Consider the following 22,350-nt stretch of genomic DNA (forward strand, 5'->3'; position numbering starts at 1 on the left):
GGGCGGGGTTTTACAACAAAAACCCCCCCCCCCCGCCCGCGCGTGGGGTCTTTGTTTCACGTGAAACATCGACCCCGGCGTCCCAGCGTCAGGCCTGCGCGGCCCACCACTCCTTGAGGGCGGCGACGGCCGCGTCATGCCCCATCGGCCCGTTCTCCAGCCGCAGCTCCAGCAGGAAGGCGTACGCCTTGCCGATTACGGGACCGGGGCCGACATCCAGTACCCGCATGATCTCGTTGCCGTCCAGGTCCGGCCGGATCGCGTCCAGCTCCTCCTGCTCCTGCAGCTGCGCGATGCGCTCCTCCAGCCCGTCATAGGTCCGGGAGAGTGCGTTGGCCTTGCGCTTGTTGCGCGTGGTGCAGTCGGACCGGGTCAGCTTGTGCAGCCGCTCCAGCAGCGGGCCGGCGTCGCGGACGTAGCGCCGCACCGCCGAGTCCGTCCACTCGCCGTCGCCGTACCCGTGGAAGCGCAGGTGCAGCTCCACCAGCCGGGACACGTCCTTGACGATGTCGTTGGAGTACTTCAGAGCCGTCAGACGCTTCTTGGTCATCTTCGCGCCCACCACCTCGTGGTGGTGGAAGGAGACCCTGCCATCGCTCTCGAAGCGCCGGGTGCGCGGCTTGCCGATGTCGTGCAGCAACGCCGCGAGCCGCAGCACCAGGTCCGGGCCGGCCTCCTCCAGCGCGATCGCCTGCTCCAGCACGATCAGCGAGTGGTCGTAGACGTCCTTGTGCCGGTGGTGCTCGTCGCTCTCCAGCCGCAGCGCGGGCAGCTCGGGCAGGACCCGGTCGGCCAGCCCGGTGTCCACGAGCAGACCCAGGCCCTTGCGCGGATTGGCGGAGAGGATCAGCTTGTTCAGCTCGCCCTGCACCCGCTCCGCCGAGACGATCTCGATCCGGTCGGACATGGCCTTCATCGCCGCGACGACCTCGGGAGCGACCTCGAAGTCCAGCTGCGCGGCGAACCGGGCCGCCCGCAGCATGCGCAGCGGATCGTCGGAGAACGAGTCCTCGGGCGTACCGGGGGTGCGCAGCACACCGGCGGCCAGATCCTCCAGACCGCCGTGCGGGTCGATGAACTCCTGCTCCGGCAGGGCCAGCGCCATGGCGTTGACCGTGAAGTCGCGCCGGACCAGGTCCTCCCCGATCGAGTCGCCGTAGGAGACCTCGGGCTTGCGCGACGTCCGGTCGTAGGCCTCCGAGCGGTACGTCGTCACCTCGATCTGGAAGCCTCCCCGGTGCGCGCCGACGGTCCCGAAGGCGATGCCGACGTCCCACACCGAGTCGGCCCACGGGCGGACGATCTTGAGCACGTCCTCGGGGCGGGCATCGGTGGTGAAGTCGAGGTCGTTGCCGAGACGCCCGAGCAGCGCGTCGCGGACGGACCCGCCGACCAGGGCGAGGCGGAAGCCCGCCTCCTGGAAACGACGGCCGAGCTCGTCGGCGACAGGGGCGACCCGCAGCAGTTCACTCACCGCGCGGCGCTGCACCTGACTCAGGGCACTGGGATTGTCTTCGTTGGCGTTCGGCACAACAGAAAAGGGTACGTGTCCCGCCCGGCGCGGGCTTCCCCGTTTACGGCGACCCCGGTACACGGCCGCCCCGGGGCTGAGCCGATCATGTGGAGCAAGGGGCGGCACTCGCGCACAGCGGGTCTCGTTACCATGCGTGGACGCACAGACGACGACCACTGACACTTCGAGGGACGGGCTAGCGCGTGGCCGAGGCGGCAGACATCCTGGGGGCGTCCCCCACTCCTGTCCGGCGCCGATGGCTGCGGCGCGCGGTGGTCCTGCTCGCCGGGACGCCCGTCCTCGCCGCCCTGGTCTACTCTCCCGCCCCCGAGGCCCAGGCCGCCCAGGCGGCCACCGTGGACGTCCAGCTGACCTCGATGGCCCCGTCCGCCCCGGTCAAGGGCGACACCCTGACCATCTCCGGCACCCTGGTCAACAACGGCTCCGAGACGATCAACGACGCCCACGTGGGCCTGCGGGTCGGACCGCTGCTCGCGGACCGGTCGTCGATCGACGAGGCGGCGGAGCGCACCGGCTTCCGGGCCGGCGCGGATCCCGGGGAGATCGATCCGGCCCACGCCGTGAAGATCGCCTCGCTGCCGCCGAAGGTCAACCACTCGTTCACGCTCACGGTCCCGGTGAACAAGCTGGAGCTGGACAAGGACGGCGTCTACCAGCTCGGCGTCTCCCTGTCCGGCGCGACCGAGAGCCGCCCGTCCGAGCAGGTCCTCGGCATCAAGCGCACCTTCCTGCCCTGGCAGCCGGAGGCCGCCGCCAAGCGGGCCCAGCTCACGTACGTGTGGCCGCTGATCTCCCCCACCCACGTGACCGCGGAAACCGGCTCGGACGAGACCCAGACCCCCGTCTTCCTCGACGACTCGCTCGCCGAGGAGCTGCGTCCGGGCGGCCGGCTGGAGCGGATGGTCGCGCTCGGCAAGGAGCTGCCGATCACCTGGGTGATCGATCCCGACCTGCTCTACACGGTCGACGCGATGACCAAGGGCTACCGGGTCCGCGTCCCGGGCGGGAAGCCCGTCCAGGGCAAGAACAAGGCCGTCGCCGAACAGTGGCTGAGCTCGCTCGAGGCCGCCGTCCAGGGCAAGAAGGTCGTGGCCCTGCCCTTCGCCGACCCCGACCTCGCCTCGCTCGCCCACCGGGGCAAGGACGTCTCCGGGACCCTGGGCCAGCTGCGCCCCGCGACCGACAAGGCCAAGCAGGCCGTCGAGACGGTCCTGCACGTCCCCGCGTCCACCGACTTCTCCTGGCCCGTGGACGGCGCCATCGATCCCTCGATCGTCAACGTCGCCACCTCGGCCGGCGCCCACAACATCCTCACCCGCAGCGACAGCCTCTCGGAGAGCGGCGCCCTCGGGTACACCCCCTCGGCCGCCCGCCCCATCGGCGCGGGCGCCACCGCGCTCGTCGCCGACGAGGAACTGTCCACCGCCTTCGAGGGCGACATGCTGAGCGCCGGGAACTCCACGCTCGCCGTGCAGCGGTTCCTCGCCCACACCCTCGCCCTGAACCTGCAGAAGACCGACGAGCAGCGCAGCTTCGTCGTCACCCCGCAGCGGATGCCCGGCGTCAGCCAGGTGGAGACGATGGCCGAGGCCGTCCGCGCCCTCCAGGCCGGCCGCTGGACGGTGCCGGGCGACCTCGAGGCCGCGGCCGCGGCCAAACCCGATCCGTCGGCGGCCACCCAGGTGCCGGGTGCCGGGCAGTACCCCGAGGACCTTCGCAAGCAGGAGCTTCCGGTGACGGCCTTCGAGAAGATCCGAACCACCCAGAACACCCTCGACCACTTCAAGGTCATCCTCGCCGCACCCGACCGCGTCGAGATCCCCTTCGGCAACACCACCAACCGGGAGATGTCCACCTCCTGGCGCGGCCGCCCCGCGGAGGCCGCCGTCTACCGGGACCAGGTCCAGGACTATCTGATCGGCCTCACCGAGAAGGTCAAGGTCGTCCCCAAGTCCGACGCCACCCTGTCCGGGCACAGCGCCACCATTCCGGTGAGCGTCCAGAACAGCCTCGTCCAGGACGTGCACGACCTCGTCCTGCGGGTGAAGTCCGCCAACCCGACCCGCCTGATGTTCGACGGCAAGGGCGAGGCAGAACAGCAGGTCACCGTCCAGGGCGACCACACGCAGACCGTCAAGTTCACCGCGAACGCCACCGCGAGCGGCCCCGTCGAGGTCACCGCGCAGCTCTTCACGAAGGACGGCGTCCCCTACGGCAAGGAACGAAAGTTCACCGTGGACGCCACCGAGATCACCCCCACCGTCATGCTCGTCATCGCCGGCGGCGTGCTCCTCCTCGTCCTGGCGGGCATCAAGATGTACGCCAGCCGCAAGCGCATCGCGGCGCGTGCGGCCGCCGAGGAGAGCACGCAGCAGAGTGACGAGTCCCCGGACACCGGACCGCAAAGCACCGAGGGGTCCGGCACGAGTGAGACAGTGGACCGTTGAGCGATGCCGTGGCCGGTCGGCCTGGGGACGATGAGGTGGGGTTTCGATGAACGCGCCGTACGACGGTGACCGCGCGCAGGGCACTGGTGGGCCCACGCCCTCCCAGGGCACTGCCCCGGGCACCCCGGTGCCCGGGCAGGTCCCCGCGCCTGCGCCCGCGCCGGACCGTGACCCGTATGTCCAGGACGCCTACGACCACGACCCGTACCGGTCGCAGGACCTGTCCGCGCAGGACCCCGTGGCCGAGGTCCTCTACGACCGGGCCGCGCACCCCCCGCCGCCGCCGGGCACCTACCAGGAGCCCGGCCCGCTCTACGCGGCGCCCACCGCACCCTCATACGCCCCCGATCCGCGCGTCTGGGCACAGACCCCTCCGCCCGAGCCGGACGGCCCCTCCCGCCACCTGCCCTACGGCGACCACGCGACCACGACCCAGTTCGTCGGTGTGGACTCCCTCGTCACCAAGGCGTCGGACGAGCAGCCCGAACCCGACGCCTTCGCGCACCTGTACCGGGACCAGGAGGCGGCGCCCCGCACCCCCGCCGAGGACGTCCCCGTCGCCGCCCCGGCCCCGGCCAAGCCCGCCGGGCGGGCGGCCAGCCTGCTGAAGTCCAGCGCGCTCATGGCGGCCGGCACGATCGTCTCCCGCATCACCGGCTTCCTGCGGACCCTGGTGATCGCCGGCGCCATCGGCGTGGGCACCTTCAACGACACGTACCAGATCGCCAACACCCTGCCCACGATGATCTACGTGCTGGTCGGCGGCGGCGCCCTCAACGCGGTCTTCATCCCCCAGCTCGTGCGGGCCATGAAGAACGACAGTGACGGCGGTCAGGCGTACGCCAACCGGCTGCTGACCCTCGTGGTGGTCCTGCTGGCCGCCATCACCACCATCTGCGTCCTGGCCGCGCCGGTGTTCATCACGATGATGTCGCCGAAGATCGCCTCCGACCCCCGGCAGATGGATGTGGCGGTCGCCTTCGCCCGCTACTGCCTGCCCACCATGTTCTTCATGGGCGTGCACGTGGTGCTCGGTCAGATCCTCAACGCCCGCGGCCGGTTCGGCGCGATGATGTGGACCCCGGTCCTCAACAACATCGTGGTCATCGCCACCTTCGGCGCCTTCATCTGGGCCTTCGGCGGCTTCACCACCTCCGGCGTCAACGCCACCACCGTCACCTCCGACGGGGTCCGCCTGCTGGGCCTCGGCACCCTGCTGGGCCTCACCGTCCAGGCCCTGGCCATGCTGCCCTACCTGCGCGACGCCGGATTCAAGCCGCGCCTGCGCTTCGACTGGAAGGGCCACGGCCTCGGCAAGGCCGCCCGGCTGGCCAAGTGGACGTTCTTCTTCGTCCTCGCCAACCAGATCGGGCTCGTCGTCGTCACCCAGCTCGCCACCTGGGCCGGATCGGTCGCCGAGAAGCAGGGTCATCCCGGCACCGGCATCACGGCCTACAACTACGCACTGCTGCTCTGGCAGATGCCGCAGGCCATCATCACCGTCTCCGTCATGACGGCCGTCCTGCCGCGCATCTCCCGCTCCGCCCACGACGGGGACGCCGCCGCCGTCCGCGACGACATCTCCTACGGGCTGCGCACCTCCGCCGTCGCGATCGTGCCCTGCGCCTTCGCGTTCCTCGCCCTCGGCGTCCCCATGGCCACCCTGCTCTACGCCGGCTCCGGCTCCGGCGCCCAGAACATCGGCTACGTCCTGATGGCCTTCGGCCTCGGACTGATCCCGTACTCGGTCCAGTACGTGGTGCTGCGCGGCTTCTACGCCTACGAGGACACCCGCACGCCCTTCTACAACACCGTCATCGTCGCCGCCGTCAACGCGGCGGGCTCCGCGGCCTCCTTCTTCCTCCTGCCCGCCCGGTGGGCCGTCGTCGGCATGGCCGCCGCCTACGGCCTCGGCTACGCCGTGGGCGTGGGCGTGGCCTGGCGCCGCCTCAAGACCCGCCTCGGCGGCGACCTCGACGGCGCGCACGTGATGCGCACCTATGCCCGCCTCACCGGCGCCTGCGTTCCCGCCGCCGCCGTGGCCGGGGCCGCCGCCTACGGAGTCACCCGGTGGCTGGGCAGCGGAGTCGCAGGCTCCGCAGCCTCCCTCGTGGCCGGCGGCATCGCCCTGGCGGCCGTGTTCCTCATCGCCGCCAAGCGCATGCGGATCGAAGAACTCAACTCGATGGTCGGAATGGTCCGCGGACGACTGGGGCGCTGATGCGCACAACCGTCGCCCCCCTTCGTGTGTCGTGCATAGCGTCGGACTGTGGGCACAATTGGCATGGCTTCGCAGACTGGCCGACAGCGCGCAACGGATGGGGAGGCGGGAACGACGGTGGCGGAACGTAGCACGGCTGCCGTCGACGTGGCCGACAACAGTGGCGACAAGCCGCTGGCCGCGAAAGCGGACAAGGCCACGGCCGACGGGGTGGACACCCAGAACGGACGAGCCGCGGACGGACCCATGACCGAAAAGGACGGCGAACGCACGACCGCGGCTCCTGCGGCCGCACCCGAACTCCACAGCGGCCACAAGCTCGCCAGACGCTACCGGCTCGAAGAGTGCGTCACCCGAGTGGACGGATTCAGCAGCTGGCGTGCGATGGACGAGAAGCTGCGCCGGGCCGTCGGCGTCCACCTGCTGCCCGCCGACCACCCGCGGGCCCGCTCCGTCCTGGCGGCCGCACGCTCCTCCGCCCTGCTCGGCGACCCCCGGTTCGTCCAGGTCCTGGACGCCGTCGAGGAGAACGACCTCGTCTACGTCGTCCACGAATGGCTGCCGGACGCCACCGAGCTCACCGCGCTCCTCGCCGCGGGCCCCCTCGAGCCCCACGAGGCCTACCAGCTGGTCAGCCAGGTCTCCCAGGCGATGACCGCGGCCCACCGCGAGGGCCTCGCCCACCTGCGTCTGACGCCCAGCGCGATACTGCGGACCTCCACCGGCCAGTACCGCATCCGCGGCCTCGCCGTGAACGCCGCCCTGCGCGGCATCACCAGCGAGACCCCGCAGCGGGCCGACACCGAGGCCATCGGCGCACTCCTGTACGCCGCGCTCACCCAGCGCTGGCCCTACGAGACCGACGCCTACGGCCTCACCGGCCTGCCGAAGGGCGTCGGCCTGATCCCCCCGGACCAGGTCCGCGCCGGAGTCCACCGGGGCCTGGGCGAGCTCGCCATGCGCGCCCTCGCCAACGACGGGGCCACCGCCTCCCGGCAGGAACCCGCCTGCACCACCCCCGAGGAGCTGGCCAAGGCCGTCGCCGCGATGCCCCGCATCCGGCCGCCGGAGCCCGCCTTCACCGCCCCGCCCGAGTACCAGCACACCACCTACCAGCAGGGCAGCTACGGCCGCCCGACGCCGCCCGGACTGTCCACCACGCAGTCCTCGGTCGTGCCCCCGCCGCCCCCGCTGCAGAGCCGCACCGGCCGCGCCCTGAAGTGGGGCGTCGCCGCCCTGCTGATCGCCGCCCTCGGCCTCGGCAGCTGGCAGCTCGCCGACACCCTCCTGGACCGCAACAGCGGCGGCACCAACGGCCCGAACCACACGCAGACCGAGTCCGACGACAACCCGCAGAAGAAGCAGGAACCCGCCCCGCTCGAGATCAAGGGGGCGCAGGAGTACTTCCCGGACGGCAAACCGCAGAACGCCGAGGACGTCTCGAACACCTACGACGGAGACACCTCCACCTTCTGGCGCACCAAGAGCTTCTACGACGGCCCCGAGATGAAGATCAAGGACGGCGTCGGCATCGTCTACGACCTCGGCTCCGAACACGAGGTCAACGGAGCCTCGATAACGCTGAAGTACGGCGGCGCACACACCACCCTCACGCTGTACGCCACCGACTCGAAGTCCCCCAAGGGCTCCGTCGGCTCCATGACGAAGATCGCCGGAACCACGACCTCGGAGACCGCCCTCCAGCTGGCCGCCGAGAAGCCCGTGAAGACGCGCTACGTGTTGCTGTGGATCACCGCGATGCCGCATGCCCCACTCGACGACTTCAGCGATCCCGGATACAAGCAGGCCATCACCAACGTCTCGTTCCTCCGGGCCCCGTAGCGTTCCTCGGAACCGGACGCGCCGAAATGAGCGGGGCTGTGGGAGCAAAGCGCCCACAGCCCCCGAACACGACCCCGTCGGTACGACCGGCATCTACGGTCGGTAGGAGGCGGTCCGCGTGTGCAGGCCCGTGTTCGGGTACTGCGGCCGGCCCTCAGCGGACGAATGCAGCGGATCCTGGTCGTGCACCACGGCCGTGTAGCACGTGTGGCTGCCGAGGGAATCGCCGTGGCTCGGATGCGAGCAGGTGGAGGCCTTGCCGTCGTTGTCGCGCACGAGCTGCGCCGTGCCCCACGGCTCTCGGAAAGCCTGATGCGAGCCCAGGCCGTGTTGCTTGACGCTGTATCGCAGTTCAGCGGCAAACCCGCTTGAATACCAGCACGGCCAACCAGGAGGGAAGTCATGAGGCCTGCGGCTGACGATCCCAGCCTGGTCCAGGACCAGGAGCTGTTGGCCCGGCACGTCGCCGGCGATACCGAGGCTTTCGGCGAGCTCGTGAGGCGCCACCGCGACCGGCTCTGGGCCGTGGCCCTGCGGACGCTCGGCGACCGGGAGGAAGCCGCCGACGCGGTCCAGGACGCCCTCGTCTCCGCCTACCGGGCCGCCCATACCTTCCGCGGGGACTCCGCCGTCACCACCTGGCTGCACCGCATCACCGTCAACGCCTGCCTCGACCGTGCCCGCAAGGCCGCCTCCCGCAAGACCTCGCCCCTCGACGACACGGAGCGCCTGGAGCGCCTCCTGGAGCCCCACGAGTCCGCCGAGGCCCCCGCGGAACGCCAGGACCTCCACCGCCAGCTCCTGGCCGCCCTCAGCACCCTCCCCGCCGACCAGCGGGCCGCACTCGTCCTCGTCGACATGCAGGGTTACCCCGTCGCCGAAGCCGCCGCGGTCCTCGACGTGCCCACCGGCACCGTGAAGAGCCGGTGCGCACGCGGCCGGGCGAAACTCCTCCCGATGCTCACTCATCTGCGCTCGAATGCCGGGGATAACACCGCCACCGAGCGGGGAAGGAACCGGACGCCGGGGACAGCCGTCCCACCAGCGGCAGAACCCAGGCATCCAGACCCCGACGCAGTGAAGGGCGGAGGTGGACGACCGTGAGCCCCACCACCGGCACGACCGGCACGATCCGGCACCCGGACGTCTCGGAGATCTCCGACCTGACCGAAGGACTGCTCTCCCCGACCCGCAGCGCCGAGATCCTCCGCCATCTCGGCGAGTGCGCGCTGTGCGCCGACGTCCGCGCCTCCCTGGAGGAGATCCGCGCCCTGCTGGGCACCCTCCCGGGGCCGGCCCGGATGCCCGCGGACATCGCGGGCCGCATCGACGCCGCCCTCGCCGCCGAGGCTCTCCTCGACGCCACCACCCCCAAGGCTTCCCCCGCGGGCGAGCGGCCCGCAGCCGCCCGGCCCCGCCCCGCCGACCGCGATGTTTCACGTGAAACATCGCCTCCTGGTCACCCGACCGGCCCAAGCGGCCCGGGGCGGCGCCGCGCCCGCCGCAGGATCGCCGTCCTCGCGGGACTGGCCGGGGCGGCGGCCTGCGCCCTCGGCATCTTCCTGTTCGGCGACCTCTCCGGCCCGCCCGCACAGACGGCGCACGACGCGGCCAGCTCCGCTGCCCAGCCCCACACCGCCGACGGCGGTTACACCGCCCAAGGCCTCCCGGAGACGGTCCGCCGGCTCCTCGCCTCCGAAAACGATGCCGGCGCGGTACCAGACGAGCAGAACAAGACGTACGGACTGGAGAACTCCCCTCCGGGCGCCGGAGTCGCACCCAACGACCGCCGGGCGGCCCCCGTACCGGCCTGCGTGCAGAAGGCGACCGGCCGAACCGACGCGCCGATCGCCACCGAGCGCGGCAGCTACCAGGGCACCGCCGTCCTCCTGCTCGTCCTGTCCCACCCGGGTGACACCTCCCGCGTGGACGCCTACCTCGTGGACAGCGGCTGTGAAACCGCCCCCGCCACCACCGGACGGGTGCTGCTCACGCACACCTATGCCCGAAGCTGACACATCAGGGCCCGCACCGGGGCAGGCGGGGAATGCGGGCGCCGTAGGATCCGTTGGGTGGGGTGAGAGTCCGCACCGGCCCCCGGTAGGCAGCACGCAGTCCGCAGAGACGAGGAAGAAACCCGTGAGCGACGTCCGAAACGTGATCATCATCGGATCCGGACCGGCCGGCTACACCGCCGCCCTGTACACCGCACGTGCTTCGCTCAAGCCGCTGGTGTTCGAAGGCGCCGTCACCGCCGGCGGTGCGCTCATGAACACCACCGAGGTGGAGAACTTCCCCGGCTTCCAGGACGGCATCATGGGACCGGACCTCATGGACAACATGCGCGGCCAGGCCGAGCGCTTCGGCGCCGAACTGGTTCCGGACGACGTCGTGTCCGTGGACCTCACCGGTGAGATCAAGACCGTCACCGACACCGCCGGCACCGTGCACCGCGCCAAGGCCGTCATCGTCACCACGGGCTCCCAGCACCGCAAGCTCGGCCTGCCGAACGAGGACGCCCTCTCGGGCCGCGGCGTCTCCTGGTGCGCCACCTGCGACGGGTTCTTCTTCAAGGACCACGACATCGCCGTCGTCGGCGGCGGCGACACCGCGATCGAGGAAGCGACCTTCCTCTCCCGGTTCGCCAAGTCCGTCACGATCGTCCACCGTCGCGACACCCTGCGCGCCTCCAAGGCCATGCAGGACCGCGCCTTCGCCGACCCGAAGATCAAGTTCGCCTGGAACAGCGAGGTCGCCGAGATCCACGGCGAGCAGAAGCTCTCCGGTGTGACCCTGCGCAACACCAAGACCGGCGAGACCTCCGCGCTGCCCGTGACCGGCCTCTTCATCGCCGTCGGCCACGACCCGCGCACCGAGCTGTTCAAGGACCAGCTGGAGCTCGACGACGAGGGCTACCTCAAGGTCGACGCCCCCTCCACCCGGACCAACGTCACGGGCGTCTTCGGCGCCGGCGACGTCGTGGACCACACCTACCGTCAGGCCATCACCGCCGCGGGCACCGGTTGCTCCGCCGCGCTCGACGCCGAACGCTTCCTCGCCGCCCTCGCGGACGCCGAGAAGGCCCACGCGACCGTCTGACCGGTCCACCCCCCGTACCAGCCCCACCCACACCCCGCAGGAAGAAGGAGGCCGCTGTGGCCGGCACCCTCAAGAACGTGACCGACGCTGACTTCGACGCCGAGGTCCTCAGGAGCGACAAGCCCGTACTGGTGGACTTCTGGGCCGCCTGGTGCGGACCGTGCCGCCAGATCGCGCCGTCCCTCGAGGCCATCGCCGCCGAGTACGGTGACCAGATCGAGATCGTCAAGCTGAACATCGACGAGAACCCGGCCACGGCCGCCAAGTACGGCGTCATGTCCATCCCGACCCTGAACGTGTACCAGGGCGGCGAGGTCGCCAAGACCATCGTGGGTGCCAAGCCGAAGGCCGCCATCCTGCGCGACCTCGAGGGCTTCGTCCAGGTCAAGACCGCCTGACGAACCCCGTGTTTCACGTGGAACGGGGCCGCCCCTCCCAGGGGCGGCCCCGTTCCACGTATCCGGCTCACAGCGGGCGCAGTGCCGGCTCCTTGCGCGCCGCACCCAGCAGCCGGTCCAGCGCCAGCTCCACGTCTTCCTTCCACGACAGCGTGGAACGCAACTCCAGCCGCAACCGCGGATGCGCCGGGTGGGGCCGTACCGTCTTGAAGCCCACCGCGAGCAGGTGGTCCGCAGGGAGCAGACACGCGGGTCCCTCCCACCGGGCGTCCCCGAACGCCTCGATGGCCCGGAACCCCCGCCGCAGCAGGTCCTTCGCCACCGTCTGGACCATCACCCGGCCGAGCCCCTGCCCCTGATATCCCGGCATGATCCACGCGGTGATCAGCTGCACGGCGTCCGGCGACACCGGACTGGTCGGAAACGCCGTGGACCGCGGGACGTACGCGGGGGGCGCGTACAGCACGAACCCGACGGGAACCTCGTCCACGTAGACCACGCGGCCGCACGACCCCCACTCCAGGAGGACGGCGGAGATCCAGGCCTCCTTCTCCAGCGCCGGCGTACCCGCCTTCATGGCGGCCTCACCACTGACCGGATCGAGCTCCCAGAACACGCAGGACCTGCAACGACGCGGCAGATCCTGGAGGTTGTCCAGCGTGAGCGGTACCAGCCGACGACCCATGAACGCATCGTAGCCACTGGCTCCCGCTCTTTCGACAGGCACGGCGCCTACAGAACGACAAAGGGGCGGACCGCGCCGGTTCCCACCGGCACGGTCCGCCCCTCGGCGGCCCCGGGGTCACTCCCCGGACAGACCCTGCTCCAGCACCCGGCCCTCGCCCGGCGCCAGCGTCCCCAAAATGCGCTCCAGATCCTCCATCGACGCGAACTCGACGGTGATCTTGCCCTTCTTCTGGCCCAGGTCGACCTTCACCCGCGTCTCGAACCGGTCCGACAGGCGCGTCGCCAGCTCACTGAGCGCCGGAGCCACCCGGGCTCCGGCGCGCGGACCCTTGGGCTTCACCGCACTGGAGGGCTCCGACGCCATCAGCGTCACGATCTCCTCCACCGCGCGCACCGACAGCCCCTCGGCCACGATCCGGTGCGCCAGACGGTCCTGCTGCTCGGAGTCCTCGACCGACAGCAGCGCCCGCGCATGACCCGCCGACAGCACCCCCGCAGCCACCCGGCGCTGCACCGACGGCGACAGCTTCAGCAGCCGAAGCGTGTTCGACACCTGCGGACGCGAGCGCCCGATCCGGTCCGCCAGCTGATCGTGCGTGCAGTTGAAGTCCTTGAGGAGCTGGTCGTACGCCGCAGCCTCCTCCAGGGGATTGAGCTGCGCCCGGTGCAGGTTCTCCAGCAGCGCGTCCAGCAGCAGCTTCTCGTCGTCCGTCGCCCGGATGATCGCCGGAATGTTCTCCAGGCCGGCCTCCCGGCAGGCCCGCCAGCGCCGCTCACCCATGATCAGCTCATAGCGGCCGGGAGACGCCTGCCTCACCACCACCGGCTGAAGCAGACCCACCTCCTGGATGGAGGTCACCAGCTCGGCCAGCGCGTCCTCGTCGAACACCTCGCGCGGCTGCCGCGGGTTCGGCGTGATCGCGTCCATCGGGAGCTCCGCGAACGTCGCCCCGGCCACCGAGCCGGCCTCCGGCGCCGTCGGCACGGGTTCGCTCGCCGGCGCCACCGCGAACGATGTTTCACGTGAAACATCGGCCTGCGCCAGCGACGCCAGCTTCGCCGCCGCGATCCCGCGCTCCGAGGTGATCACCGGCACCGCCGACGGTGACGTCGACCCGCCGCCGACCACCGGCGGCGTCTTCTCCTGCGGAGCCGCCGGAATCAGTGCACCGAGCCCCCGCCCCAGGCCTCTACGTCGCTCGCTCACTGGATCCCCTCCGCCACACTCTGCGTGCTGTTCACACCCGCGCCCAGATGGGCTTGCCGGGCGTCGTACTGCATTCCAACCCCACGAAACGCGATCTCCCGCGCCGCCTCCAGGTAGGAGAGCGAACCGCTGGAGCCCGGGTCGTACGTGAGCACCGTCTGGCCGTAGCTCGGCGCCTCGGAGATGCGCACCGACCGCGGGATGCTCGTCCGCAGCACCTCCTTGCCGAAGTGGCTGCGCACCTCGTCCGCCACCTGCGAGGCCAGCCGCGTCCTGCCGTCGTACATCGTCAGCAGGATCGTGGACACGTGCAGCGCCGGGTTCAGGTGGGCCCGCACCAGATCGACGTTCCGCAGCAGCTGCCCCAGACCCTCGAGCGCGTAGTACTCGCACTGGATCGGAATCAGCACCTCCGCGCCCGCCACCAGGGCGTTGACCGTCAGCAGTCCCAGCGAAGGCGGGCAGTCGATCAGGATGTAGTCGAGCGGCTGCTCGTACGCCTGGATCGCCCGCTGCAGCCGGCTCTCACGGGCCACCAGCGACACCAGCTCGATCTCCGCACCCGCCAGGTCGATCGTGGCCGGAGCGCAGAAGAGCCCCTCCACATCCACCACGGGCTGGACGACCTCGAGCAGCGGCCTGCTGTCCACCAGCACGTCGTAGATCGACGGGACATCCGCGTGGTGGTCGATGCCCAGGGCCGTGGAGGCGTTGCCCTGCGGGTCGAGGTCGACCACCAGGACCCGGGCTCCGTGCAGCGCCAGCGAGGCCGCCAGGTTCACGGTCGTGGTGGTCTTGCCCACGCCGCCCTTCTGGTTGGCGACCACGATGACCCGGGTCTGCTCCGGGCGGGGCAGACCCTCGCCGGCGCGCCCCAGCGCCTCGACCGCCAGCTGGGCGGCTCGGCCGATCGGGGTGTCGTTGTCTACAAGGGGAGGAGGCGATGTTTCACGTGAAACATCGTCTCCCGCCGATTCAGAGCGGGGACCGGGGACCGGATCGGCCATCGGCCCCGCGAGGTTGGCGTCGGACCGCACGGTGTCACTCTCCTCGACATCAGGCTCGCGATGAACAGAGCCTGCCATGTCACCCGGGTCGCGAACCAGCGGGGCCCGTACTCCTGTGGATGAATCCACCGTTGTGGACAACTCCGTCCCCCTCGCGTCCTTGCGGGGGCGGGGGGACGCAGCCGCACGACCGCGGCTGATGATTCCGTGCAGCAGAGAGCGACGTTTCACGTGAAACACGATGCCCGGGCGAGCACTGCACGCCGCTACGACACTCCGAAATCCATACCTATAGGGCTCAACACCGGCGAAATCTCCCGCAGAACCCCATGAAGCGGAGGTTCAGCGACGCCGACGCGTGCGCCCGACCCGGGCCGCCTTGGCCCGCTTGGCGGCGAACCGCACCCCGCCGGGGCTCTCTCCGACCTCGACGCGCACCACCGTCGACAGGGGGTCCACGACACCCTCACCCACGTGCAGCACCGAGGTCTTCACCACACCGAGCTTCGCCAGGGCGCTCTTCGCCGACACCAGCTCCTCCTCGGCGGTATCGCCCTTGAGGGCCAGCATCTCCCCGTACGGACGCAGCAGGGGCACGCCCCAGCCGGCCAGCCGGTCCAGCGGAGCCACCGCCCGAGCCGTCACCACGTGCACCGGCTGCACCTTGCCGAGGACTTCCTCGGCCCGCCCGCGCACCACCGTGACGTGGTCCAGGCCCAGCAGCTCCACGGCCTCCTGGAGGAAGGTCGTGCGCCGCAGCAGCGGCTCGAGCAGCGTGATCTTCAGGTCGCGGCGCACCAACGCCAGCGGGATGCCCGGCAGACCGGCACCCGAGCCCACGTCGCACACGGTGACCCCCTGGGGGACCACCTCCGACAGCACAGCGCAGTTCAGCAGATGCCGCTCCCACAGCCGCGGCACCTCACGCGGCCCGATCAGGCCCCGCTTCACTCCCGCATCGGCCAGCAGCTCCGCGTAGCGCACAGCTTCCGGGAAAAACTCACCGAACACCGCGCGCGCCTCTTCAGGCGCCGGGGGGAGCTCAGCTGCCTCCGTCACGGGGACCGTCCCTTCCGTACCGCATGGTTCTGAAGAACCACGTCTTCAAGATGGCGCGTCGTTCACATGCCAGGCTGACAAACTTCGGCCCCGTCTGCGACACAGACGGGGCCGAACACTCTCGCTACCGGTCAGGCCGGGAGCACGACGACGAAGCGCTGCGGCTCCTCGCCCTCGGACTCGCTCCGCAGACCGGCCGCCGCCACGGCGTCGTGGACGACCTTGCGCTCGAACGGGGTCATCGGGGCCAGCTTCAGGGGCTCGCCGGACGCCTTCACGTCCGCCGCGGCCTGAGCGCCCAGCGCCGCCAGCTCCTCGCGCTTCTTCGCACGGAACCCGGCGATGTCCAGCATCAGCCGGCTGCGGTCCCCGGTCTCACGGTGCACGGCGAGGCGGGTCAGCTCCTGCAGAGCCTCCAGGACCTCACCGTCGCGGCCCACGAGCTTCTGCAGGTCACGGCTGGCCGAGTCACTGACGATGGATACCGCGGCCCGGTCGGCCTCGACGTCCATGTCGATGTCGCCGTCCAGGTCGGCGATGTCCAGCAGACCCTCAAGGTAGTCGGCCGCGATCTCACCCTCCTGCTCGAGGCGGGTCAGGGTGTCGCCACTCTCAGCGGCGGCGGTGGTGGTGCCTTCCGTCACGGGAGGGACTCCTTCTTACTTCTTGGAGGGCTTGCTGGGGGGCGTCTGACGCTTCGACTTCGACTGCCGCTTGGGCTGCTGCCGCTTCGTGGCAACACCACCGCTGGCGGCGTCCGAGTCGACGGTGGTTTCAGAACTCTTGATCACCGAGCCGTCCGCCTGAGCGGCCATGCCCTGCTTGGTGAGCGCGGAGATGAACTTGCGCTCGTTGTCGTTGCGGTCCGGACCCTTGGCCACGATCGCCGCGACGACCTTCTTCTTGCCCCGGCCCTTGACGTCACCGTGCGAGCTGACGTGCTTCAGCAGGCGGGTCAGGTACTGGTCCTGGGCCTTGCTGCCCGGCGTCGGGTTCTGGTTGATCACGTACATCTGCTGGCCCATGGTCCACACGTTCGTGGTCAGCCAGTAGACGAGGACACCGACGGGGAAGTTGATGCCCATGACCGCGAAGATCACGGGGAAGATGTACATCAGCATCTTCTGCTGCTGCATGAACGGCGTCTTGACCGACAGGTCGACGTTCTTCTGCATCAGCTGACGCTGGGTGTAGAACTGCGACAGCGACATCAAGATGATCATGACGGCGGTCACGACACGCACGTCGGTGATCGAGGCGCCGAGGGCGGCGACCTTCTCGGAGCTGTCCATGAACTTCGCCGCCAGCGGGGCGCCGAAGATGTGCGCCTCCCGCGCGCTCTCCAGCAGCGGACCGTCGATGACGCCGATCTTCTTGCCGTTGGCGATGCTCGCCAGCACGTGGTAGAGCGCGAAGAAGAACGGGGACTGCGCCAGGATGGGAAGGCACGAGGAGAGCGGGTTGGTGCCCGTCTCCTTGTACAGCTTCATCATCTCTTCGGACTGACGCTGCTTGTCGTTCTTGTAGCGCTCCTGGATCGCCTTCATCTTCGGCTGGAGCGCCTGCATGCCACGCGTCGCCTTGATCTGCTTCACGAAGAGCGGGATCAGGCAGATACGAATCAAGATCACCAGGGACACGATGGACAGGCCCCAGGCCCACCCACTGTCCGCACCGAAGATCGCCCCGTACAGCTTGTGGAACTGGACGATGATCCACGAAACGGGTGTGGTGATAAAGCTGAACAGACTGGCAATCGTGTCCACTAATCAGGCTCCTTGAGCATTGCGAGATCTACGCAACGCACTGCGCAGCTGCTCGTGCCAACGCGGGCGTTTACGAGGTGGGACGTGGTCCACACCACCCGGGGACCACGGATTGCACCGCAGGATCCGCCAGGCGGTCAGAACCGTCCCCTTCACCGCACCATGCCGGTCGATGGCCGTGTACCCGTAGTGCGAACACGAGGGGTAGTAGCGGCACACCGGCCCGAGCAGCGGACTGATCGTCCACTGGTACAGCTTGATCAAAGCGAGCAGCGGGTACTTCATCGAGCCACGCCTCCCAGGAGCCGCACCAGAGCGGCATCCAGGTCCCGGGCCAGTTCGTCGGGGCCGGCATCACCCGCTCCGGGCAACGCACGTACCACCACCAGGCTACCGGCGGGCAGCTGAGACAGCCGCTCCCGGACCAGATGGCGCAGACGGCGCTTCACCCGGTTACGTATGACGGCGTTGCCGACAGCCTTGCTGACGACGAAACCCGCACGCGTCGAGGGATCGATCTCCCCCGGCTCGTGCGGGTCCGTTGCACCGCTTGTACGTAGGTGGACGACGAGGAGCGGGCGACCAGCCCGGCGACCTCGGCGTACCGCGCTCGCGAAGTCCTCGCGCCGCCTCAGCCGATTCTCGGGAGACAGCACGACGTCACGACCTGCGTGTGGTTACGCGGAAAGGGCGGCGCGGCCCTTGCTGCGGCGGTTCGCGAGGATCGCGCGACCGGCACGGGTACGCATCCGCAGGCGGAAGCCGTGGGTCTTGGCACGACGGCGGTTGTTCGGCTGGAAGGTGCGCTTGCTCACTCGGGGGCTCCAGAGAATGAAATCGTTGTGGCGGGACATCGCCTGGCTGTCACCGTGCGCCCACGAGGAAACTCGCGTGTTCGCCCGAGTGGCACCGCTAAACGATCACTGTCAGTGATCTTCGCCCATCGGTAGGCAGGCGGCAGCAGCCATCGACAACTCGACCTCGTTACGGTACGCGCGGCTACGCCATCCGGTCAAACCGAGGCGGCGCTGCCCCACACTGTGCACAGGCTGTGGACAACGACTTGAACCGTACCCGCTGGCCTGACTACCGTTGCCTGACCCTGGATTTTTTGTCCCGACCGTCCCAAAGAACCACACATTCGTGGGACCCCTGTGAGAGAGCGTGCTCTGTGGCTGACGTACCTGCCGATCTTGCCGCAGTGTGGCCAAGGGTGCTCGAAAAGCTCCTCGGGGAGGGACAGCCGGGGATCGAACCCAAGGACAAGCAGTGGGTCGAGCGGTGCCAGCCGCTGGCACTCGTCGCCGACACCGCACTGCTCGCCGTCCCCAACGAGTGGGGCAAGCGCGTCCTCGAAGGCCGCCTCGCGCCCCTGATCAGCGACGCGCTCAGCCGCGAGTGCGGCCGCCCCATCCGGATCGCCATCACCGTGGACGACTCCGCCGGCGAGCCCGCGCCGCCCGCCCCGAGCGGTCAGCAGCAGGGCGGGTACGAGCCGTACGGCGGCCAGCGCCCCGGCGGCCCGGGCGGCCCCTCCGACGACCAGCTCCCCACCGCCCGCCCCGCCTACCCGGACTACCAGCAGCCGCGCCCCGAGCCCGGCGCGTGGCCCCGGGGCGGCCAGCAGGACGACTACGGCTGGCAGCAGCCCCGCCTCGGCGGCTTCCCCGAGCGCGACCCCTACGCCTCACCGCAGCCGGGATACCTCCAGCAGTCCGAGCCCTCCGCCTACGACCAGGGCTCCTACGAGCAGCAGTACGAGCAGGCCCCGTACGAGTCCCAGCAGCCGCACCCGGGCCACCAGTCCCATCAGTACGAGCAGCAGCAGTACGAGCAGCCCACGCCGCGCCAGGCTCCCGGGCGGCCGGCGAGCGCCCCGGCCCCGTCCGGCGGCTCCACCTCCGGCCCTCTCGAGCCGACCGCCCGGCTGAACCCCAAGTACCTCTTCGACACCTTCGTCATCGGCGCCTCCAACCGCTTCGCGCACGCCGCCGCGGTGGCCGTCGCCGAGGCACCCGCGAAGGCGTACAACCCGCTCTTCATCTACGGGGAGTCGGGCCTCGGCAAGACGCACCTGCTGCACGCCATCGGGCACTACGCGCGGAGCCTCTACCCCGGCACCCGCGTGCGGTACGTGAGCTCCGAGGAGTTCACCAACGAGTTCATCAACTCCATCCGCGACGGCAAGGGCGACGCGTTCCGCAAGCGCTACCGCGAGATGGACATCCTGCTCGTCGACGACATCCAGTTCCTCGCGAGCAAGGAGTCGACGCAGGAGGAGTTCTTCCACACCTTCAACACGCTCCACAACGCCAACAAGCAGATCGTGCTCTCCTCCGACCGGCCGCCCAAGCAGCTCGTCACCCTCGAGGACCGGCTCCGCAACCGCTTCGAGTGGGGCCTGATCACCGACGTCCAGCCGCCCGAGCTGGAGACCCGCATCGCGATCCTGCGCAAGAAGGCGGTCCAGGAGCAGCTCAACGCCCCGCCGGAGGTACTGGAGTTCATCGCCTCCCGCATCTCGCGCAACATCCGCGAGCTGGAGGGGGCGCTGATCCGGGTCACCGCCTTCGCGAGCCTCAACCGCCAGCCGGTCGACCTGGGTCTGACCGAGGACGTCCTCAAGAACCTGATCCCGGGCGGCGAGGACAGCGCGCCCGAGATCACGGCGACCGACATCATGGCGGCCACCGCCGACTACTTCGGGCTCACCGTGGACGACCTGTGCGGTTCCTCGCGCAGCCGCGTCCTGGTCACCGCCCGGCAGATCGCCATGTACCTGTGCCGGGAGCTCACCGACCTGTCCCTGCCCAAGATCGGGGCCCAGTTCGGCGGGCGCGACCACACCACGGTCATGCACGCGGACCGCAAGATCCGCGCCCTGATGGCGGAGCGCCGCTCGATCTACAACCAGGTCACGGAGCTCACCAACCGCATCAAGAACGCCTGAGCCGAGCCCCGGTCCGGCTCCTCGAGCCGGCCTCCACCCGCAGCCAAGAGGGCGCTCCCGGTCCATTCCGGGGGCGCCCTTCTTCGTGCGCGCGCCCCTGACCTGTTCGAATACGCCCCCGCGGGAGCAACTCATCCACAGATTCACGGACTTTCTGCCGTCCACACCCTGGGGACGGCCCCCATCGCCCACAATTTGTCCACAGGGGTGCCGGGTGAGGCACCATCAGTCCAGGTCAGCAGGCTGTGGAATTGTGCGCAAGCGTCATCCACAGCCTGTGGACAGTTTTTTCGTCCACAGCACTGTCCACGGCGTTGTCCACCGCCCACCCACAGGTTCGCCGACACTGTGCACAGGATCGGTGCTCTTCTCCACACCGTTGTCCACTGTTCGGCAACCCGCCACCCCCTCTCACCGCCCCGAGTGAAAGCGGTCACACGGAGGTGGACGTTTGGGCTGTGGAGTACTGGGGAAAAGCTGGGGACACACCTGTGGAGTAGTCGAGGTCGTCTGGGGACGGCTTGTGCAGAACTTTCCGTTCTCCACAGAGGCACCGTGTTGTCCACCGGTGCCACCCACAGGGTGTGGGGATAAAAAACGCGGCCTGACCTGCGAGGACGGGGTTATCCACCGTTTCCACAGGCCCTACTACTACCCCATAGAGAGTTAGCCCGGTTTCGGTTTTCAAGCAGGTCCTGTGCACAACTCGGCGGACGGGCTCGCCGCCGCCCCGCTCCCGACTTGACCGCCAGCCGCAGCGACTGTCGGCGCCGTACGTCAGACTGGTCCCCGGCACTCGAGCCATCGACGAGCCGACGACGAAGGCCGGCAGACGAGCGAGCAACAGCAGGAGGCGGTTCCGGTGAAGATCCGGGTGGAGCGCGACGTACTCGCGGAGGCGGTGGCCTGGGCGGCCCGCAGCCTCCCGGCCCGGCCGCCGGTGCCCGTTCTCGCGGGCCTGCTGCTGAAGGCCGAAGAGGGCACCCTCAGCCTCTCCGGCTTCGACTACGAGGTCTCGGCCCGCGTCTCCGTCGAGGCGGACGTCGAGGAGGACGGCACCGTCCTGGTCTCCGGCCGGCTGCTCGCCGACATCTGCCGCGCCCTCCCCAACCGGCCGGTGGAGATTTCCACAGACGGTGTACGGGCGACCGTGGTCTGCGGCTCCTCGCGGTTCACACTCCACACCCTGCCTGTGGAGGAATACCCGGCCCTGCCGCAGATGCCGACCGCGACCGGCACCGTGCCCGGCGAGGTCTTCGCCTCCGCCGCCGCCCAGGTCGCCATCGCCGCCGGCCGTGACGACACGCTGCCCGTGCTGACCGGTGTCCGCATCGAGATCGAGGGCGACCGCGTCACCCTGGCCTCGACCGACCGCTACCGCTTCGCGGTCCGCGAGTTCCTGTGGAAGCCGGAGAACCCGGACGCCTCCGCCGTCGCGCTGGTGCCCGCCAAGACCCTCCTGGACACCGCCAAGTCCCTGACCAGCGGTGACACCGTCACCCTGGCGCTGTCCGGCTCCGGTGCCGGTGAGGGCCTGATCGGCTTCGAGGGCGCCGGCCGCCGCACCACCACCCGCCTCCTCGAGGGCGACCTGCCGAAGTACCGCACGCTCTTCCCGACGGAGTTCAACTCCATCGCCGTGATCGAGACGGCCCCGTTCGTCGAGGCCGTCAAGCGCGTGGCCCTCGTCGCCGAGCGCAACACCCCGGTCCGCCTGAGCTTCGAGCAGGGCGTGCTGATCCTCGAGGCCGGCTCCTCCGACGATGCACAGGCTGTGGAGCGCGTCGACGCCAAGCTCGAGGGCGACGACATCTCGATCGCCTTCAACCCGACCTTCCTGCTCGACGGCCTGAGCGCGATCGACTCGCCCGCCGCGCAGCTCAGCTTCACCACGTCCACCAAGCCGGCGCTGCTCAGCGGCCGCCCGGCGGTCGACGCCGAAGCGGACGAGGCCTACAAGTACCTGATCATGCCGGTTCGCCTCTCCGGCTGATTCTTCCCAGGTCAGGCCCGGTCTCGCGCGCCGCGAGACCGGGCCTGACCGCGTTTCTCCCCCAGCCCGGGGCCGTGCGCGCCCCGTGGAGCCCGGCGGGCCCGCCGGGCGTAGGCTCGGGGCCTGGGATGTCCTCCGGG

Annotated in this window: 19 protein-coding genes and 1 pseudogene; 9 read left to right on the forward strand and 11 right to left on the reverse strand. The window is 69.9% G+C overall.

Annotated features, from left to right (window positions below; all coding sequences use genetic code 11):
* Window positions 1-88 precede the first annotated feature (88 nt).
* Window positions 89-1,531, reverse strand: coding sequence for a CCA tRNA nucleotidyltransferase (locus AB0D44_RS00875; protein WP_362582430.1), 1,443 nt, complete (start codon window positions 1,529-1,531; stop codon window positions 89-91).
* Window positions 1,532-1,716: 185 nt separating this feature from the next.
* Between AB0D44_RS00875 and AB0D44_RS00880 the strand changes: the two genes are divergently transcribed.
* The 3 genes from AB0D44_RS00880 (at window position 1,717) to AB0D44_RS00890 (ending at window position 8,044) form a co-directional block, all read left to right on the forward strand.
* Entirely contained in the window at window positions 1,717-3,981 is a 2,265-nt protein-coding gene (locus AB0D44_RS00880; protein WP_362582433.1) for a DUF6049 family protein, read from the forward strand.
* A gap of 46 nt (window positions 3,982-4,027) precedes the next feature.
* The gene (gene murJ / locus AB0D44_RS00885; RefSeq protein WP_362582435.1) at window positions 4,028-6,202 is read left to right on the forward strand and encodes a murein biosynthesis integral membrane protein MurJ; all 2,175 of its coding nucleotides are present in this window, start codon (window positions 4,028-4,030) and stop codon (window positions 6,200-6,202) included.
* A 117-nt stretch (window positions 6,203-6,319) separates the two neighbouring features.
* Complete coding sequence (locus tag AB0D44_RS00890; protein ID WP_362582438.1) at window positions 6,320-8,044, forward strand: protein kinase family protein; 1,725 nt, start codon at window positions 6,320-6,322, stop codon at window positions 8,042-8,044.
* A gap of 93 nt (window positions 8,045-8,137) precedes the next feature.
* Here the strand turns inward: AB0D44_RS00890 and AB0D44_RS00895 are convergent, their stop codons facing one another.
* Window positions 8,138-8,320, reverse strand: coding sequence for a hypothetical protein (locus AB0D44_RS00895; RefSeq protein WP_362582441.1), 183 nt, complete (start codon window positions 8,318-8,320; stop codon window positions 8,138-8,140).
* A gap of 126 nt (window positions 8,321-8,446) precedes the next feature.
* On the opposite strand from AB0D44_RS00895, the gene sigM reads away from it, so the two are divergent.
* From sigM to trxA, 4 genes are all read left to right on the forward strand, one after another.
* A complete protein-coding gene (gene sigM / locus AB0D44_RS00900) occupies window positions 8,447-9,148 on the forward strand; it encodes an RNA polymerase sigma factor SigM (RefSeq protein ID WP_362582444.1) in 702 nt (233 codons plus the stop codon).
* Window positions 9,145-10,059, forward strand: a complete 915-nt coding sequence (locus AB0D44_RS00905; protein ID WP_362582447.1) for a hypothetical protein — start codon at window positions 9,145-9,147, stop codon at window positions 10,057-10,059. The genes sigM and AB0D44_RS00905 overlap by 4 nt, the downstream gene beginning before the upstream one ends.
* A 124-nt stretch (window positions 10,060-10,183) precedes the next feature.
* Window positions 10,184-11,143 carry a thioredoxin-disulfide reductase gene (trxB, locus tag AB0D44_RS00910; RefSeq protein ID WP_362582450.1) on the forward strand — a complete coding sequence of 320 codons (960 nt, stop codon included), beginning with the start codon at window positions 10,184-10,186 and terminating at the stop codon, window positions 11,141-11,143.
* A 56-nt stretch (window positions 11,144-11,199) separates the two neighbouring features.
* Entirely contained in the window at window positions 11,200-11,541 is a 342-nt protein-coding gene (gene trxA / locus AB0D44_RS00915; RefSeq protein WP_361750197.1) for a thioredoxin, read from the forward strand.
* Window positions 11,542-11,608: 67 nt separating this feature from the next.
* On the opposite strand, the gene AB0D44_RS00920 is transcribed toward trxA, so the two are convergent.
* The 9 genes and pseudogenes from AB0D44_RS00920 to rpmH form a co-directional block, all read right to left on the reverse strand.
* Window positions 11,609-12,226 carry a GNAT family N-acetyltransferase gene (locus tag AB0D44_RS00920; protein ID WP_362582453.1) on the reverse strand — a complete coding sequence of 206 codons (618 nt, stop codon included), beginning with the start codon at window positions 12,224-12,226 and terminating at the stop codon, window positions 11,609-11,611.
* 117 nt (window positions 12,227-12,343) lie between these two features.
* Window positions 12,344-13,435: a ParB/RepB/Spo0J family partition protein gene (locus AB0D44_RS00925; protein WP_362582456.1), complete on the reverse strand. Its 1,092-nt coding sequence runs from the start codon at window positions 13,433-13,435 to the stop codon at window positions 12,344-12,346.
* A complete protein-coding gene (locus AB0D44_RS00930) occupies window positions 13,432-14,520 on the reverse strand; it encodes a ParA family protein (RefSeq protein WP_362582459.1) in 1,089 nt (362 codons plus the stop codon). The genes AB0D44_RS00925 and AB0D44_RS00930 overlap by 4 nt, the downstream gene beginning before the upstream one ends.
* 264 nt (window positions 14,521-14,784) lie before the next feature.
* Entirely contained in the window at window positions 14,785-15,501 is a 717-nt protein-coding gene (rsmG, locus tag AB0D44_RS00935; RefSeq protein ID WP_362582462.1) for a 16S rRNA (guanine(527)-N(7))-methyltransferase RsmG, read from the reverse strand.
* Between the two features lie 131 nt (window positions 15,502-15,632).
* Window positions 15,633-16,145 (reverse strand): R3H domain-containing nucleic acid-binding protein, encoded by a 513-nt coding sequence (locus AB0D44_RS00940; protein WP_030008408.1) that lies wholly within the window; start codon window positions 16,143-16,145, stop codon window positions 15,633-15,635.
* A 15-nt stretch (window positions 16,146-16,160) separates the two neighbouring features.
* Window positions 16,161-17,267, reverse strand: a complete 1,107-nt coding sequence (yidC, locus tag AB0D44_RS00945) for a membrane protein insertase YidC (protein WP_362582465.1) — start codon at window positions 17,265-17,267, stop codon at window positions 16,161-16,163.
* A gap of 30 nt (window positions 17,268-17,297) precedes the next feature.
* A pseudogene (gene yidD / locus AB0D44_RS00950) lies at window positions 17,298-17,552 on the reverse strand (membrane protein insertion efficiency factor YidD); the annotation flags it as partial.
* Complete coding sequence (gene rnpA / locus AB0D44_RS00955; RefSeq protein ID WP_328926602.1) at window positions 17,549-17,923, reverse strand: ribonuclease P protein component; 375 nt, start codon at window positions 17,921-17,923, stop codon at window positions 17,549-17,551. The pseudogene yidD and the gene rnpA, both read right to left, overlap by 4 nt.
* Before the next feature lie 21 nt (window positions 17,924-17,944).
* Window positions 17,945-18,082 carry a 50S ribosomal protein L34 gene (gene rpmH, locus AB0D44_RS00960; RefSeq protein WP_018547628.1) on the reverse strand — a complete coding sequence of 46 codons (138 nt, stop codon included), beginning with the start codon at window positions 18,080-18,082 and terminating at the stop codon, window positions 17,945-17,947.
* A 356-nt stretch (window positions 18,083-18,438) separates the two neighbouring features.
* On the opposite strand from rpmH, the gene dnaA reads away from it, so the two are divergent.
* Together dnaA and dnaN are read left to right on the forward strand one after the other, a co-directional pair.
* Window positions 18,439-20,217 (forward strand): chromosomal replication initiator protein DnaA, encoded by a 1,779-nt coding sequence (gene dnaA, locus AB0D44_RS00965; protein WP_362582470.1) that lies wholly within the window; start codon window positions 18,439-18,441, stop codon window positions 20,215-20,217.
* 862 nt (window positions 20,218-21,079) lie between these two features.
* Window positions 21,080-22,210 carry a DNA polymerase III subunit beta gene (gene dnaN, locus AB0D44_RS00970; protein WP_030153167.1) on the forward strand — a complete coding sequence of 377 codons (1,131 nt, stop codon included), beginning with the start codon at window positions 21,080-21,082 and terminating at the stop codon, window positions 22,208-22,210.
* The last annotated feature ends 140 nt before the right edge of the window (window positions 22,211-22,350 follow it).

The organism is Streptomyces sp. NPDC048349 (genome assembly GCF_040651925.1).
GTDB lineage: Bacteria > Actinomycetota > Actinomycetes > Streptomycetales > Streptomycetaceae > Streptomyces.

Excerpts from the sequence above, each read along its gene's own strand:
- murJ (WP_362582435.1), top strand. The coding sequence starts at position 4,028 with ATGAACGCGCCGTACGACGGTGACCGCGCGCAGGGCACTGGTGGGCCC.
- sigM (WP_362582444.1), top strand. The coding sequence starts at position 8,447 with ATGAGGCCTGCGGCTGACGATCCCAGCCTGGTCCAGGACCAGGAGCTG.
- AB0D44_RS00920 (WP_362582453.1), bottom strand. The coding sequence starts at position 12,226 with ATGGGTCGTCGGCTGGTACCGCTCACGCTGGACAACCTCCAGGATCTG.
- AB0D44_RS00930 (WP_362582459.1), bottom strand. The coding sequence starts at position 14,520 with ATGGCAGGCTCTGTTCATCGCGAGCCTGATGTCGAGGAGAGTGACACC.